We start from the raw sequence: 17,055 nt of genomic DNA, 5'->3' as shown, positions 1-17,055 counted from the left end.
ATGGGATCTAAGCTGTTATGCATCTAATTTGACAGTCAATTTTTCTACACTTCTTGTGGGACGGGCATCCTGCCCGTCTCTGCATTCAATTTAGATGCGTAGCAGCTTAAGACGGCGGGTGGAAGAACTTTTCGAGGATAACGACGGGAATTGGGCGAAATATAGGCATAGCTAAGAGTAATTTCCCACTCATTCATCGCTTTTTCGGCTTCAGGACAGAAAAAGTGAAACCTGACCCATTTCTCTAAATCAAGTACCACATTCCGTCCCATCTGCTGTGCTAGCAGCCACAACGCCTTCGTGACTACCTGCCGTACCAATTCGCCCCGCTCCCCATGTGTGCCAGTCCAATCCCTCATGCGATAGCGAGTCTCATGCTCAATAAAAGCCTGGGTATAAATGGACTCCCAGATAGACGGTTGCTCTAGTAGGGCATTTGGCAATCCCACCAGTGGTAAAAAAAAAGCAGCCCACGGTAGAGTTGGTAAAGACAAAGCTCTTAAGTAATTCCAGCTTTCAATGTCTTTCCAAGATAATTTAAGTTTCAAGCAGTTCTGTTTTGTCATAAGTAATAGTGTCTATGAAGACCTAAAACGTAACTCTAACCCCAAAAACCTTGCAGTTACTTCCAATGCAATTAGAACAGCTCCTGCGACCCCCGATCCTACCCACAAAGCACCGTAGCAGCCACTAATCGATCGCAAATAAAGGTATCATCAATATCGAAGGAAATTCGCATTAGTTTCCCATTATCCCAACTCGACTTTGACCAATTCTCACTTCCGCCCCAAGCGAGAGAATTTCTTATTTTGAGAGTTCCAATACATACTTTCCACTTGGGTCAATATATCCCTCCTTATCGCCAACTCCTACCCGTGCCAGCCCTTGAATGAAGGGATAAGTGAAATCAAACTGTGCTTTAATCACTAGCCTTCCGGTCGGGTCGATATAGCCCGACTTGCGATCGATATATACACCAGCTAATCCTTCGGAGAAATAACTAGCATTATCAAACTGTGGCTCAATTACCATCTTTCCCTTGCGGTTGATATAGCCCCACTTCTCTTTAATTTTTATAATAGCTAACCCTTCAGAGAAAGAACCAGCGTAATCAAAATGCGGCTCAATTACCATCTTTCCCTTTTGGTCGATATAACCCATTTTACCATAAATTGTAACAGCAGCTAGTCCTTCAGAAAAATCATCGACCGCTCTAAACTGCAAGGGGATAACCTCTTTACCACTGCGATCGACAAAACCCCAAAAATTGGGATCGGCACAACAGTCATAAGGAAAGCCAGTCTTAAGTATTCTTACCCCTGCTAGTCCTTCAGAAAAGTCTCTTGCTTCAAAATAAGTTGGCTCAATGACGAGCTTTCCTGTTGGGTCTATAAAGCCCACCCCTTTTTTAGTCATCGCTATAGCTCGTCCTTGGGAAAATTTAGAAGCAAAATCAAACTGTATGGGAATGGTTAGCTTTCCTGTCTTATCAATAAAACCCCAACGATCTTTAATTCCTACCAATGCCAGCCCTTCTGAAAATCTATCTGTCTCATCAAACTGTGGCTTAATTACTATGCTTCCTGCTGGGTTTATAAAGCCCCACTTGTTGTTAATTTTTACCTGAGCTAATCCTTCAATAAATCTATCAGTATAATCAAACTGAGGCGCGATCGCTACCTGACCCGTCAAATCCATATAACCCATTTTTCCATTGAGTTGAATCGGGTACAGTCCGACTAATTCTTGCCTGTGCTTTTGGAAAGAACTAGAGGCAAGGAATGCCTGTTCTGGTAAAACTGATGCTTGGTTTGGCTTTAATGAACAACTAGCGCTCAAATTTAAAACCATAATCAAAATAAAAAAAATGGTTAGCTTCATTTTTTTATTCCCTACTAAGGTGTATCGTCCATAATTTGTTATTTGCTGATTGGTGTCACCTTTAACTTAACGTCACCATTACATTCCCAACAAAATTCTAATAAAATTTATGTTGTTTCTGACCCATTTTCCCATTTCGTCTCCGACAATCGGACGTGCCTTTGGATCGGCTATAAACCGCGTTTGAAATCCAGAAGCACTTTTTTGACTGTTACCAGCTTGGTAAAGTTGGCAAAGCACACCAACATCTTGCCTAATATCATACCCTGCTGCTTTCAATTTGGGATATTGATCCAATTTCTCGTAATTTTTTGCGTGATGATCCATGATAGCTGCAATATACATGATGGCTGTTGCAGGCTCTTTCAATCTCTTTGCCCGATCGCTATTTATCAAATTTCGACGTGCTATCGGCGCTAAAAAAGAAGGGTCTTGCAATGCACCTACAGGTGGAAAGATAACTACTTCTTGCCGGATTTTAGGGAATGGAACTAAACGCTCATTTTCTACCACTTCCGCTACACATTCCTCCCCAAAAATACTGCTGTCTGGGTGAACTTTACCAGGTATGTTACTTCTTGTAAATCCGGGTCTTCTAAAAGGGTCGTAAGGGTTTTCCAATCCTTCCCAGAGGATTGCTCCTGCGATCGCTTCTGGGGCTACATTGTATTTTCTTGCATTAGACGAAATTGTATCAGCATACTGTTTGACTATGTTAATTGCACGGTTACGCTGTTCTTCCTTATCAGCATTGCGACGTGGTGTTGTGGGAGCTAGACCAGTAGGTTTAAAGCCACTCTGAGCAATAATATCTTCCCCACTACCACCATACACACTAGCACCATACACATTTGTATGAGGTTTTTTCGCTACAGCCAACCCCAAAGGATTACTCGTAATCGCAAAACTATTAGAAACAACCTTCGGATTAATTTTATCAACACCCACCTTCGTCAAATCGTAACCACCAGGATTTTCAACAGTCTTAATAATTTCCTCCACATCAAAGACGTAAGCATCTCCTTTACCACCGAGAGTAGGATAAGAACCAATCAGATACTTCCCATCACTAGAAAGAGCCAGATTATTAGTTGCCAGTTCCGGCATCTGTTGAGTAGCCGCCACTAACTTCGGATTAAGCCCCAACGGATCTTGAATAATCCCAATATTCCCCCCCGCCAGCGGATTGTCACCTTCAATGATTTTTTTACTATTACGACCCGCCACAAACGCATAGTTTCCATCAGCCGTCACCGTTACAGCCACTCCCTCAGTTACATCAAAGAAATCAAACCCGCTACCCAGCGTTAAACTTGTATAGTCAGTTTTGGGAGCCCAATTGATCGGGTCATCACTCACCGTCAGTACCCCAAAACCGCTTCCGTCTGTGTTCGGGTTGCCATTGGTAAAAACCATTTTGAGCGGGTCAGGAGTTGCAGCCAACCCCCAAGCCCCTGTAGGAGTCGATACTTTTCCAATTTGCTCCCACCACTTCCGAGGATTAGAATTGGGAACCGTCGGCTGGTCTTCTGGGTCAATATTCACAGCGTAAATATTACCATCTTTCGCAGTAGCGAACAGCTTGCGCCCGTCACTGCTGATAGCAATCTGGCGCAGTCCTGACGTACCCTCAACAGAGATAGTCTGGACAACCTGGTTATAGCTTGCTGAGTCAGGATTGATATCCAGAACATAGATGCTGCCGAGTTTAGAGTCGGTGACGTAGGCATAATTATCCCAGGGGTCAATAGATATCGCCCCAGGAGATGCACCGAGTGGCAAAATAATATCATCAACAGTCGCCGTAGAAGCATCAATATCCACCTCCCGCCGCGCCAGCAAGTCCACCATTGCCACCCGCCCCGTACTCTCCAAAGGTACATAGGCGCGAGTAGCATTACTGGTGACAGCTAACTGTCCCGGACGATCCCAGTCTTTCCCCGTTGTCCCCGGTATGCCTACCGACACATTCTCGGGAGGCTGCTGTTGCGGGTTCGGCGGAGTCGTCCCCGAACTGAGAGCGTCAATTACCTGAATTTTGTCAGTATTCCGTTGCGCTACCAGAATCAGATCAGAAAATATAGGCTTTAACTGGATGTCTTCAACACTCGAACGCTCAACCACACCAGAATCAAGAGGGCCAGGGCCAAAATGCTCCTTCTGCGGCCGTGACAGCACAATTTCCGACTCGCCCAGAGGTATGTTAATAGGAGCTTTTACCGCCACCTTATAGCGGTTCTCTCCCAGGGAGCTGCTCAGTTCCGGCACAACAGTCCCAGAGTAATTCTTACCTCCCATCCAGAAGTCTACCTTCAAATCCCCGAAACTAGAGCCGAGATTGCCGTTGAGTCCATTGAGGAAATTGTTACCTGTTAAAAATATCACAGGTTCGCTGTTCGAGAACTTCAGTTCGGCTGACTCCAGCGACGGCGGTTCGAGGGGGACTGCTAACCCTGTGTCAGGCCCATTGAGAACTGCCGAGACTGTAGGAACTCCTTCTGCATTGAGCCCTACCTGAGCTGTAGTGACCGCGGGTTCCCCAACTTTGGGAATTCCGATCATTTCCAGCGGCTTGTTTGAAGATTGCGCCAAGTAAGCTAATAGTGAGGTTGTCGCCTCGAATTGATTCTCTGTGGCGGAGACTGCACCGACTCCACCCGTTTGTCCTCCTAAATAGCTATTCTCAAAGTTGAGATTAGTAGAAAGCTTGATGAGTCCAGCATTTGCTTTTGTGCCGGCGTTAACAATTGAACTGACTGAGGGCATTCCTGCGGGCAATAACCCAATAGTATAAGTACCGCTCTCTGTCACGCCTGGAAAAGGTGGCGAAGTGGTACGGATCATTCCGTCTGCACCTACTACTCCTGATTCCTGTATCAGCCAAGTTTCGTTCCAGCTATCAGCCCCAGCCGGCAGCGACCCCTTCCGCATAAATAAAACTTCGGTGCCGACTGGTACGCCAACTGGGGCTGGAATTGCCAACTGGACGGGTATATTCAAGGGGGTGTTCCCCAAGTCCAAATTGAATCCCCCAGCAAACTCCATGCTGTCGGGGAATGGCAGTGGCAGTGAAGCGCTGCTAAGTGGCGTTATGTTAACCGTTGTATCCTGAGTTAAAGCACTAGGAGCTACCATTACTACTGAGCCGTCGCTGCCTTGTACGACTCCGCCATCAACTCCCACAATCGCCGGGCCCATCAAAGGCGTTTTTACCCGCACTGGAACTACCTTTTCTGCTCCTCCGTCGATGACGGTGACGCTGGCAACCCCTTCACCCAAAGCAGTGATTACGCCATCTGAATTCACCTGCAATATATTGGGGTTGCTGACGAAGTAGCGAGTGCCGACAGAGCCAAATTTGAGGTCTGGAGAGTCAGTAAAACCTTCAATTCCTACCAGTAAAGAGCGCTTTACTCCTGTTGTTAAAGTTACTGCTTTCGGGTAAACATCCAAACCGTAAATCTCTGCTAGTAGCGCCTTCCACTCGTCATCGTTGGCAGCAGCAATCGGCAGTTCGCCTACTCGCGCCGCTGTCACGGCTTGAATGTTATTGCGAGACGCGCTCAAAATTGAAGTACCGTCAGCGAGCCCCGTCACTTTCCCGAAAGCGTCAATGGGTGCTACCCCTGGGTTTAACGAAGCATAAGTCAAGTAAGAAGCTGGCAGCACTACACCTTTTTGGTCGGCAAAGTCGCCCAAAACTCTCAGTTGTGTACTATCTCCAGCATAAAGCTGGGGGCGACGCTCGGCGAAGTCCAAAGAAAGCAGCGGTGCACCGCTGACGTTAACCGTTACTTTCGCTGGTACTCCCCAGTTCAAGCCATCGCTGGCGGCCAATTCAAAGCTGGCGATGCCTGAGAATCCCGGCGCGGGTTTGAAGGTAGCCGTCTTAGTATTAGAATCGAACAGCACCGTACCGTTAACAGGATTGAGTGCCTTGTACAAGATGGAGTCGCCTTCGGGGTCAGTTGCCTTACCGACTAAGGGTATGGTTGTCTCCAATTCTGTATGGGTACTGGTTGAGAATGGCGAGGCGACAGGCGGCCGGTTGGCAATAAAGCCGAAGTTGGTGTTGAAGAGAGTTTGGTCGGCCCCGTTGATGATGCCATCCCGGTTGAGGTCGAGGTCAATTGTATAACCGGGGTCAGAGGCCGTGCGGCCTAAAGCGTTATCTAGCAGTTGCCTGTCAGTGGCATCAACTCGGCCGTCGCTATTGATATCGCCTGCTACGTTCAGTTGTAGAGAATACGCGCCACTGGTTGAACTTGATGCACCGTTCAAATTAAGCAGGTTCAAGCCAGAACGGTTGATGGAAAATAGGGAATAGGTACTATTTGTATCGCTAGATGTGAGAATCGGTGTCAGCCCATCTACTTCTGGCAGTTGAGGGAGTCCTTGACTGCCGTCTTTTGATTCGACTGAAATCCCGACGACTACGGTGTCTGAATCTGTGGAATTGAGTTCGGAACTAGCAATGCTAAAGGTGTATTGGTTCGCTTTCCCTGCATCGTTATTACCTGATGTTGTTTTGGCTGTAAATGTGTAAGCGCCACCTAAATCAGTAGGTACTTTATTATTGCTTTCAGGCGGATCTACGGGCAGTATAATTGGGGGCGGCAGCGTATCAAAAGCCCCTTGAACATTAGGCCCTGGTGTTGGTGTTGGTGGAGAGTGCAAGCCCAAGGGGTCAAAGTCAACAATCGGCGGCAAGTCGCCATCGGGGGTGGGGGAAGTTGGGCAAGTACCCGCACCGCTATCTGCAAATAAATGTAAATTGGTCGCGTGATTAAGTTTTTCGGCCCAGTCTGAAAAGTCAAAATTCAGCAGCGATAGAGAGTTGAGGAGTTGGTGCAGGGCGTCACGGTCATCCACACCACCAGGGACTAGGGCGCTGGGGGTGATAATTCGTTCCAGGATGAATGTCTTTCGCGGGCGACGAGTTTTTGGGGGAGAGTTCTCAACCCCTTTATTCTTGCGAACTTGAAAGCCTTTTGAATGCCAACCCATACACTGAAGCCCCCGCGCTTAGTAGTGACCTTGAAAACCCAGGCAGTTAATTGAGTTTATTAATTAATAATTAACTACGTAGATTGGAAAATTAGCTAATTAAACATTACCATATAAATCATGCAGCGATCGCAACTTGTAAACACAAAGTTGCTTTTGGTATTAGTTAATACAAATAACGGTTATATGTATAGCAAAATACAAATTGCTGACATTGCCAATGTTTTTCTGTATAAATCATCATGCAGCGATCGCAACTTGTAAACACAAGGTTGCTTTTGGTATTAGTTAATACAAATAACGGTTATATGTATAGCAAAATACAAATTGCTTGCATTGCCAATGTTTTTCAGTGCAGCCTACAATTTATAACTCCCAACATCATGCAAAATGGTGAAAAATTTGCACGCATAGAAAGTCAAGAAAATTTGTGTCCCGGCGTGACTCAGGAAGAGGGGGAATCGAGAGTTCAAAATCCCAGTGAAGATTCTCCAACGATTCTTTATGGCCCCAAACTCAAATCAACGGTACAGTGGATACCGCACCCAGACGGCTATTGGATACTCCGCAACTCAGAAGGCGTTACTTGCTTGCAAGTTGACAATGCTGACAAAGAGGTAATGTCACAGTTAGGCTTGAAGCCAATAAGCGATATCGCATCGGAATATGACATTACTTTGGAGGATTTGCAATACTTGCTGCAGATGCTAGCAGAAACGGGAATGTTAGAGGGAACCCAACCTCAAAAACCACCCCCAAATAAATTCAACATTCAGCAATTATTGTCTTTCCAAATTCCCCTGTTCAATCCTGATGCTTGGCTAACCAAACACACAGGTAAACTCCGCTGGATTTGGACTTGGCAATTTTGCTTTTGTATGGGTGTTTTAATCAGTGCTTCTCTGGCTGTATGGCTGGCTTTGGCTGACGAAGTTTCTGCTGCCAATCAACAGGTTTGGGCAACAGGAGAAATTACAACCTTGTTAACATTTGTGCTACTGATTGTGGTAGTAGTTTGTCTGCACGAATTAGGCCACGCTTTTACTTTGAAGCACTACGGCGGTGTTGTCCCAGAAATGGGGCTGCTGTTTTTGTGCTTGATACCGGGCTTCTATACAGATACGACAGATCAGTACAGTTTAGTGAGGCGGAAACACCGCGTTTTTGTAGTAGCAGCAGGGGTGTTGGTGCAGGTGGCTATCTGGGCTTTTTCGGTTTGGGTTTGGGTTTTGTCTAAGCCTAACGCTGGTTGGCATTTTGCTAGCTATTTGCTGATGGTAGCAACCCTTGTTACTGTAGTTTTTAACCTCAACCCTTTGAATAAGTTTGATGGCTATTATTTGCTAGTTGCTTTGACTGGCATTAACAATTTGCGATCGAGGTCTTTTCAATTTTACGCTCGTTTACTGCGGCGCGAACACATTTGGGAAGAACCTTCAGACTGCTGGACTTTGGCTGCTTATGCTCCTTTTAGCATAGCTTATACTGTCTGGTTTTTAGGTTTTCTGTTCTCTGCTGTTGTTCGTTGGGCGGTGCAAAATATGCCGACGTTTATCGATTTTTCTAAGTTTTACCTGCCGTCGGGCAGTTAAAAAAAAGCGGAAAGTGGCAGACACTTTTCCCGAACGAAAAGAAGAGTGATTATTTAGGAGTGTGTCGCAATGAACGGATATCAAAAGTTAGGAGTAGCGGTTGTTTCTGGGGTTCTTAGCTCGGGCTTCAATGAGTTGGCAATACCTGTACAAGCTGCTGTTCTCACGCAAACTTATACGGTAAATTTGAAGCAGCAGCCAGTTAATAGTACGCTGAATGGGGTGTTTCCTAAGTTTAATTCGCTTTTGGGGACGCTGTTAAAGGCTTATGTTACAGTTCAGTCAACGGTTAACAGCGATATCAGTATTGTTCCTGCTAGCAATTTTACTGGTACTGCGGTAACGAATGCTCAAATTGCTGTGAATTTACCTAGTTTAAAAGCTGACCCCAATTTGGTTTTGAGTTTGTTTGCAAATCCGCCGGAAATGAGTATTGAATCGGGGGCTGCGGGGGCTACAGGTGGGAGTGCGATGGCAGGAGTTTCAAGGACTTATAGTTCGCCGCAGTCTCTAAATATGTTTAGTGGGTGTGCGGGCGATTTAATTGCTGCTAGCATTGCGACAATGGGTACTGTTAAAGTTTTAGGAACGCCTGCAACTGGAACTTACGCGGGCACTGTCGCGGCTGATTCAACTCTTACTCTCAGCTATGAGTACGAGTCTGAGTCTGAAACTGTGCCGGAACCTACTACGATCGCAAGTGTTGGTTTAGCTTTTGGCTTGGGGTGCTGGTGGAAGAGGAAGGTGGGGAAAAAAGCTTTTAAATAAGATGTATAAGATGCGGTCCGATCGCTCCTTTGAGCAATTATACTTTCGGGTTTTGGAGTCAGGTGAAGAAGGTGTCACCTTTAACGTTTAGCCCTCTGCCAAATAGGGGCGCGATCGAGTTTTTTGAGGGGCTTAATTTCCTGATTCGTCCACCGCACAAAAAAGCCCTGCCGGAAGCAGGGCTAAATTTAGCTAGAGTTGGCAGCAGAGAGGGTATGACCCGCCACGCCTCCTCTAACGTGCTCTTAGAACGTGAAAGTAGTTCTCAGAGTACCAATAATGATGTCGTCGTTATCGTCATCTTGATTGGGATTGGTCACCCAAATCACGCCCGGAGTAACAGAAATGTTGTCCGATAGCTGAAACTTGTAGAACCCTTCGACGTGATACGAATCATCGTTGCGGAAGCTCCGCAAACTTCTGGCAGCTTCAAGTTTATCCAAGTAAGGCTCACGACCTACCACGAACCCTAGCAAGTTGCCTTCTTTCCCTAAATCGGGCAAAGCCAAGGTGACAGCGTAGTTCCAGATTTTCGCATCGCCGATGCCGATAATGCGGGCATTGGTTAAACCAGCCCAGCCGCCAAGGATAAACCTCGGGTTCAGCCGCAACGAAGCCTGAGCACCGTAGGAGTTGCTGACAACTTTGCGAGCGCCGAAGCCGGCAAAGCCTTCGCTCAAACCGTTGAGAGAATTAGCCACGCCGGTACCGGTGAAACCGCCTATACTGTCTGGCCCATTCGATAAACCATTGTCAAACCCAAAGTTACCTCTGCTAAAGTAACCGTGGTTGTAGTTGAAAGCAACTTGGAAGTTGCGTCCGGGGGTAAAAGTCAACTGGCCCATCGCCGTGTAGTCGCCGTTCGTCAAGCCTGCACCCTTAGCCGGACTGGCTGCATTTGACGCCAAATAACCAAAGGACAGAGAAGTCGGACCGAACACACCGCCCAGCAAGCCCCTGCCGCCGAAAGCGTAGTCAAAGCCGATACCTGCACCGCCACCTAAGCGATAAATCGGGTTCCGCTGTCCAAAGGTGCTCAATGACCCGTTGCCGCCGTCAAAGTCTTCAAAGTAAGGGTTGACTGTCGGCAGAATGTCGTCCCAGACGACAGCGTTGGCTGCAAGGGTAACGTTCAGTCGCTGACCGACGGGGAACTTGTACAGCAAGGTGTCGAGGGCAACAACGTTGTCAGTTCTGCCGACAACATTCCAAGTTTGAGTGCCTTCGCTGGTAGCCCCAAGGTTGAACCTTTGGCCGTTGCCGACTTGAAGCCTGGTCAGCAGCAAGTCTCTGCCGGTGAAGCTCGTATTTAAATTGAGACGCACCCGCTGTTGGAAGACAGTTTCGTTGTTGTCGCTGCCGATTTTGTTGCCGTTTGTGTCAAAAAGGCTAACGTCGCCACTAAAGTCGTCGCTGAGGGCAAAAATTGCTTCCCCAGTCAGCTTGGTAGTAGTGGAGAATTGGTTTGCTTCGAGTTCGGATGTCCGAGCTTCCAGAGCATCGACGCGGCCGCGCAGGGTTGCCAGTTCCGCTGCAAATTCTTCTTGGAGCCGTTGGAGGGCTGCCAAGTCATCTCTAGTAGCTAAGTTGCCAGTGCCTCCTCTAATTAACTCGCTAACCTTGTCTAAGCAAGCATTTAAACCGGCTGCGAATTCGTAGCGGGTCATGGCCCGGTTGCCCCGGAAGGTGCCGTCGGGATACCCGGCAATACAGCCGTAGCGCTCAACTAGGGATTGCAGTGCTTGGAATGCCCAGTCTGTGGGCCGCACGTCGGAAAGTTGAGATACTGAGGTAACTTGACTTTGAGTTTCACCGCTGGCCGCACCTTCGCTGCTGTACTCGTTGAGCTGTTCTAATGTGGCGGCTGGGTTTTGATCTTGCGGTGCGGCAGTTTGGGCTACAGATTCAGCCGGTTTGGGCAAACTTTGTGCTGCCGACTCTGCCACTGCCGGGGCTGGAGTTTCTAATTGAACTGCACCGATTTGCTCTGGGAGAGCGGTAGCTGCCGGGGCTGGAGTTTCTAGTTGGGCTGCAGGGGCAGAATTTTCTACTGGTTGAGCGACTGTTGGCCCGGCGGCGGCTAAAGATTCACTTGTAGGTTGTGATGCCGCTTCGGGATTTGCGGCGGCAGGGGCTGTGTTGGCTCCGGCGATCGCACTTTCAGTTGCACCGGTCTCCGAATCTGCAATCGCTGCCTGGGTTTCGTTGCCCGCCGCGGCTTGGGAAATTTCTTCGACTGGCTCGGAGGCTGCGGTTGTTTCGGAAACAGCAGCTAAAGCATTGAGTTTCGCTTCGGAGGTTTCAGCGGTTTCAGCTTTGGCGCCAGTGGGCTTGAGCGCATCAGCAGCCTGCTGAGCGTCTGCTGCCATGGCGCTCGAAGAAACTACTAGGGTAGCTCCTAAGACTGCTGGGCTGATTAGTAGGTAACTCCACAAAAATTTCGACATATTCACTCTCATCCTCACACCGATTACAGAGAAACTTTTCTAGTCTTCTATGTGGTCAGTCGTTGCTCAACTAGCATAATCTAAAAAAAGACCTAAAATTCAATTTTTCTTTTGATTCTTTCGGGCTGACCGAGTGTATAGATATGACTGGCCGCTGCACAGAGCCTGTTTTCTAACCTGCAATCAACTGCGTCAAAACCATACCCGACTTGGGCTGTCGATTGATTTGACGGATGACACAAGATAGCGCCCGATCGCCTTATTTACTTTTTACCACAGCCCGCCCCACTCGTCTAGGCTGATTCGACTTTAACATCCAAGTTGTGTCCGAGGACGCTAAAGACTTGGCGATGGTCGAACAATTCTAACAAATCAGCGTTGATTTTGTTGTGAGCTGCTTCTTGCCGCAAAATTTTCATCGCTGCATCTGTTCGCAGAGCTCGTTTGTAGGGTCGATCGCCTGCTGTCAGGGCGTCGTAAATATCGGCGATCGTCATTAATTGCGCTTGAATTGGAATTTCTGACTTTTGTAAACCTCGCGGATAGCCTGTGCCGTCGAGTTTTTCGTGATGTCCGTAGGCAATTTCTGGAACATTTTTTAAATCCTTTGTCCAATTAATTTGCTTGAGGAAATCATAAGTGTGAGTTACATGAGATTCTATCTCCGCTCGTTCTTCCGGCGTCAGGTTGCCCCTTGACACCATCAATTGCACGATCTCGTCTGGGCTCAGCAGGGGTTTCTTTGCGCCGTCTATATCTCTGTAAGTTTGTTGAGAAATCTCTCGCAGTTGAGCTAGGGGTTCTGCTGCCAAAATGTGAGGCTCGTTTGCCTCTAGCAGCACTTCCCAGTATTCGGCTAATCTGGTTTTCGCCTCTGCTAGCTTAGTGTCTAGCTGTTCGATTTCCTGGCATTGAGCGCACTCTGGCTCCTGGCTCGGGTGTTTTCGGTAGGCTGAATGCTCCAGCAAGTATTTATATTTAGACTGGACGCATTCCATTTCCATAGTCCGCTGAGCTAAGCCAAAGCGGTGGCGAATGATTTCTAGCTGTGCGGGGTAGAGCTTTTTCTGCTTGGTCAAAACTGCTTCGGACACTCCGATTTTCCCAAAATCGTGCAGCAGGGCGGCGTAGCGAATTTCTTGAATTTGGCGGTTGTTAAAGTAAACAGAGCGCAGTCGTCCGCTGCTGACGGTGTTTACTTCTTCTGACAGGCGTACTGTGAGGGCTGCTACTCGTTCTGAATGGCCGTAGGTACAGGGGTCTCTGGCTTCTATGACTTGCACCGAGGCTTTGACGAAGCCCTCGAACAAATGTTCTATGCTTTCTTGGAGTTGATTGCGCTCGATCGAGATTGCTGCTTGAGAAGCGAGCGATCGAACAATCCTTTCTTCCCAATCCGAATACTGCTGCGTCGATTCCCAGGCATTGTCTGCTGTCAGCACCGTATCTGCCTTTGTTTTGCGGTTGATCAGTTGCAGTACGCCTATTGTCTCGCCCTGTCGGTTTTGCATCGGCAGTACCATTACCGAGCAAGTGCGGTAATTAATATCCCTGTCAAAACTGGTATCTAGCTGGTAGGGTACGCCCGAGGGTAAGTCGTAGGCATCAGACAGGTTCAAACTTTGACCTGTAATTGCCACGTATCCCGCCAAGCTTTTGTCTGTCAGCGGCAGGGAAAACTCCTTAAACGACAGTCTGGGTTTAGAACCGTTTTGGGCTACCTTGAACAGCAGCTTAGATGTTTCCTGGCTGTTATCTACTAAGTAAACGCTGCCAGCATCGCTGTAGGTAATTTCCCTACTTTTGGATAAAATTAAGTTTAACAACTCGCCCAAATCTTGGGCGCTCGACAGAGCCGCGCCAATATCTAAAAGCTTTTCTATCAGATCGGTTTTTTCTACAGCAGACTCGTTCTTGAACTCTGGCTTTTCAAATACGATCATGGTCGGATGATGGGGAATAGCCTTTTATACATTGGACTTTTGGCATCTCGACTTTTTTACACCTGATGCTAACCCCGAGTCGATTTTTTTTGCGAGCTTTCCGCGAGCGGGGACTGTCTCTAGATACAGTGGCTCTTGTTGGACCAACAGGAACTCTTTTAATCTAGCGTAGAAATCTCTTGGGCGGCAGGCCAAGTCTTTCTCAGTTAAGCCTCCGGCATCGTGAGTTGTCAAGTTAAGTGTAACTTTGTTGTAGGAGTTTTCGATGTCTGGGTGATGTGCTGCGACTTCTGAGGGGGCGACCCACTTATTCACAAAGGCGATCCCTAAGGGTAAAATCTTTTAATAAACGGGTACAGCGCAGTTGCTTGCCTTCAACCGTCGGGCCTGACAATTGACTGGCGCGCTCTTGAATTTCATTATGGTTAAGTAGGTCAGCCATAATTTTTTTTATTAGCCATGGCAGGTTAACTGAATCCCTACAGAATATTAATTTTTGTAAATTACGTGAATCATCCGGTAGTAATAGGTATGAGTACATAAGCTACCGTTTAAAACCAGCGTAGAAGCATCAGGCTTCTTACAGAAGTTTTGTAGTAAACGTAACGGAATAGTCACCCGCAAGACAATGTGTTTAATAGCGCTTTCCCTATTTTGTTGAAAGCTTTGAGAGATACCTCCCGATCGAGCTTACGGCAAGACCAGATGCAGCCTACACTGTAAATTTGGGACAACTCCTAAATTTACCGGGTTAAATGGATATGCCCACCTGTAGAAAACCTGACCAACAACTATCCGCTCTCACCAATAGTGTGGAAGCTCAAGTTTTAATACTCAAGATTTAACACTATTTGAGGTGAGAGCGGTCTAGCGGGTCTTCAGATTAGAACCTGACTGCCGGGAGAATCCCTAGCTCAGCCTGGTTCCCCGTGGAAGTCGTTTCCAGTTGGAGACGACGGCTGACTGCTAGTGAGCGGCCCCGGCGCACAGCCGGTAGTTTCCAATCTGATGACCCATGCGTTTACTACTTTCTATCATGGGCATCACCTCCAGTTTAGCTAAATGGCTTCATATTTGAACGCACATCACCTAAATACAAGATTTAAGGTGATGATTTGTGCGCTAGCCATTGCCAGCGTTACCGAAAGAACTTGCGTTCTGAGTATCATTCCAGTAGTCACATTTATCAGAATAACACAAGGAATTAGAAATGGGGGATGCAAATTGACATTTTTGCAAGCTCGGGGGAAATTACTGCTGCTGCAAGGTATTCGATCGATCTCTACAGCAATTGGACGATCGAGATTTTGAGGGGTGAACTACCCAGCGCTGACATAAAGGTACAGCGTGAGCTTCTGACTTCAACGGGGATTGCGTTAACTTAGACTTACGTCCCAGTTTCGGACTCACATCCCCTCCATCAGCAGCAGTCCGGGTTCCCCAGACTGATAACATTCTGATTCCTTCTGCTCTAATGTTAGTTGCCGCGTTTCCGTCTCTATCATGATGAGTATCGCAATTAGGACAAGTCCATGTCCTAACATCTAGTGGCATTTCACTCACCTGATGCCGTGACAATTTGAACAGAGTTTCGAGCTAGGGAACCATCGGTCAATCTCTACCAACACTTTGCCTTCGCGGTCTAGTTTGTAATGCAAGAAATTGACAAACATTCTCCAACCTACATCATCCATTGCTTTAGCTAGTGTGTGGTTGCGAACCATGCCCTTAACGTGAAGGTTTTCGACTACGATGACTTGGTTATCGTCAACAAGCTTTCTTGAAAGCTTATGTAATTCGTCTTGGCGGACATTGCTAATTCGTTCGTGAACCCTAGCCACCAGTTTCCTGGCTTTGTCTCTTGACTTGCTTCCTTTCTCCTTTCTGGCTAATTTTTGCTGCTTCCTTTTGAGGTTTCACTCCTGTTTTGCTAAATGCTTAAGGTTAGGATACTTGGATGTCCTGATGCCATCATTGACAACAGCAAAATCTTTCAATCCCAAGTCAATTCCTGCAACTTTTCCATCGGTGCAAGCAACTGGCTTGTCTCCTTCGAGTTCTGTCAGCACGGAGGCATAATATTTCCCTGAAGGAGTCATGCTGACTGTTACGGTTTTGATGGTTCCTTCAATCGGTCGATGTAATGCAAGCTTTGACAGTGCCGACACGACCGGGAAACTTGAGAAAGCCGTCAACAAGTTTGACTGACTGCGGGTACTGGATTGACTGCCTGTTTTTCTTGGCTTTGAATAAGCGGGCTAAATACCCGCTTATTCAAAAAAGTTTTTGTAAGCAGTTACCAAGTTGAGCGTAGTTGATTGCAAAACTTGAGAGTAACACTCCGACAACCATTGTGTTTCCTCTTGTTTTTTGAGATTTGGTAGGAGCTTGTTCAACGCAATTTGGGTCAAAGCCTTTACCTGTCGCTTTGTAGGTTTCAATACACATATTGAGTGCGTAATTCCACCACCAGCGAGAACAGCCAAAGTGCTGAACTAATATCGCCTGTTGTTCAGTTGTCAGATACAGTCTAACTTTGACGGCTTGATGCTGCATTGCTTTCATCTCCAGTTAGGATTATATATATTCCTGATAAAAAATCAACCTAGTTTGCAAATTTTACCGGGTTTGACCGGATAAAATTTGCTTGGGGGAGTCTATATATCCCAACGCTGAAAGGGTACAGCGTGGGATATATGGACTCCCCCAAACCCCCTCAAAAGTTAAGGCAATGTTAATAGGATTCGACAGGTTTGTCTGTTAAGAGCGGTTACTGAGGCAGCTATACACGGACTCGCAAAACGTTCTTGTGGTTGCCTCGAAAATCTACAACTGAAGTTCGTGTACCAGGGTTAGCGTTTGCTGCTTTAATGCCTAATGCCTCAAGTGACCCTGTAATACGAGTGTAAACACTGTTTCGGATGGGGAATTTAACATAAGTTTTGCCCTCGTTGCCAATCATCGGGACCCACACTTGAGTTGATAATTCTTTGGGCGTATAAGGTTTTGCGGGAGTAGCGAGTTTTTGCGCGATTTTAGCAGCCTCACGCTTTTGGGCAACTTCCATCGCAATTTTTAATGCTGCTGCCGTTCTTGGTGTACCCCTTGTTTTTACCTCTATGTCGCTTTGATTTTTTATAGCAGGGCGTAACAAGACTTTTAATAAATTAAAAAGCTCCCGCCCATGGACAGGAGCTTTTTAAGCATTAAGGGTAAAGCCTAAACTGCTTTATCTGACCCTTTTAAAATGTTGGAATTTTTGATATTTCGCGGTGATTACAGAGCGTTACCGCGAGGCAGAACTTCTTCAGGGAAGATGAAGTTTTCGTGGGGTTGGTCTGTAGGAGCCATCCAAGCACGAATGCCTTCGTTAAGCAGAATGTTCTTAGTGTAGAACGTTTCAAACTCAGGATCTTC

8 protein-coding genes and 3 pseudogenes are annotated in these 17,055 nt (G+C 46.9%); 2 read left to right on the top strand and 9 right to left on the bottom strand.

Features of this window, described 5'->3' with window-relative positions; translation table 11 throughout:
- Positions 1-44: 44 nt before the first annotated feature.
- The 3 genes from QUB61_RS14745 to QUB61_RS14735 form a co-directional block, all read right to left on the bottom strand.
- Positions 45-566, bottom strand: coding sequence for a hypothetical protein (locus tag QUB61_RS14745; protein WP_333125046.1), 522 nt, complete (start codon positions 564-566; stop codon positions 45-47).
- 238 nt (positions 567-804) lie between these two features.
- Complete coding sequence (locus QUB61_RS14740) at positions 805-1,881, bottom strand: WG repeat-containing protein (protein WP_333125044.1); 1,077 nt, start codon at positions 1,879-1,881, stop codon at positions 805-807.
- 78 nt (positions 1,882-1,959) lie between these two features.
- Complete coding sequence (locus QUB61_RS14735) at positions 1,960-6,888, bottom strand: Ig-like domain-containing protein (protein ID WP_333125040.1); 4,929 nt, start codon at positions 6,886-6,888, stop codon at positions 1,960-1,962.
- A gap of 308 nt (positions 6,889-7,196) precedes the next feature.
- On the opposite strand from QUB61_RS14735, the gene QUB61_RS14730 reads away from it, so the two are divergent.
- Positions 7,197-8,480 (top strand): hypothetical protein, encoded by a 1,284-nt coding sequence (locus QUB61_RS14730; RefSeq protein ID WP_333125037.1) that lies wholly within the window; start codon positions 7,197-7,199, stop codon positions 8,478-8,480.
- A gap of 69 nt (positions 8,481-8,549) precedes the next feature.
- On the top strand, positions 8,550-9,248 hold the full coding sequence (locus QUB61_RS14725; protein WP_333125035.1) for a PEP-CTERM sorting domain-containing protein: 699 nt from the start codon (positions 8,550-8,552) through the stop codon (positions 9,246-9,248).
- Between the two features lie 245 nt (positions 9,249-9,493).
- Here the strand turns inward: QUB61_RS14725 and QUB61_RS14720 are convergent, their stop codons facing one another.
- The 6 genes and pseudogenes from QUB61_RS14720 to QUB61_RS14695 form a co-directional block, all read right to left on the bottom strand.
- Entirely contained in the window at positions 9,494-11,695 is a 2,202-nt protein-coding gene (locus tag QUB61_RS14720) for an iron uptake porin (protein WP_333125032.1), read from the bottom strand.
- Positions 11,696-11,988: 293 nt separating this feature from the next.
- The gene (locus QUB61_RS14715) at positions 11,989-13,638 is read right to left on the bottom strand and encodes an HD domain-containing phosphohydrolase (protein WP_333125029.1); all 1,650 of its coding nucleotides are present in this window, start codon (positions 13,636-13,638) and stop codon (positions 11,989-11,991) included.
- A 158-nt stretch (positions 13,639-13,796) separates the two neighbouring features.
- A pseudogene (locus QUB61_RS14710) lies at positions 13,797-14,080 on the bottom strand (4a-hydroxytetrahydrobiopterin dehydratase).
- 809 nt (positions 14,081-14,889) lie between these two features.
- Positions 14,890-16,194, bottom strand: a pseudogene (locus QUB61_RS14705) (RNA-guided endonuclease InsQ/TnpB family protein).
- Positions 16,195-16,420: 226 nt separating this feature from the next.
- Positions 16,421-16,705, bottom strand: a complete 285-nt coding sequence (locus tag QUB61_RS14700; protein ID WP_333125026.1) for a hypothetical protein — start codon at positions 16,703-16,705, stop codon at positions 16,421-16,423.
- Between the two features lie 209 nt (positions 16,706-16,914).
- Positions 16,915-17,055, bottom strand: a pseudogene (locus QUB61_RS14695) (photosystem II D2 protein (photosystem q(a) protein)); the annotation flags it as partial.

Origin of the sequence: Microcoleus sp. C2D2, from assembly GCF_036702495.1 — a bacterium.
Classification (GTDB): Bacteria; Cyanobacteriota; Cyanobacteriia; order Cyanobacteriales; family Microcoleaceae; genus Microcoleus.
This window is presented reverse-complemented; position numbering and strand designations above follow the sequence as displayed.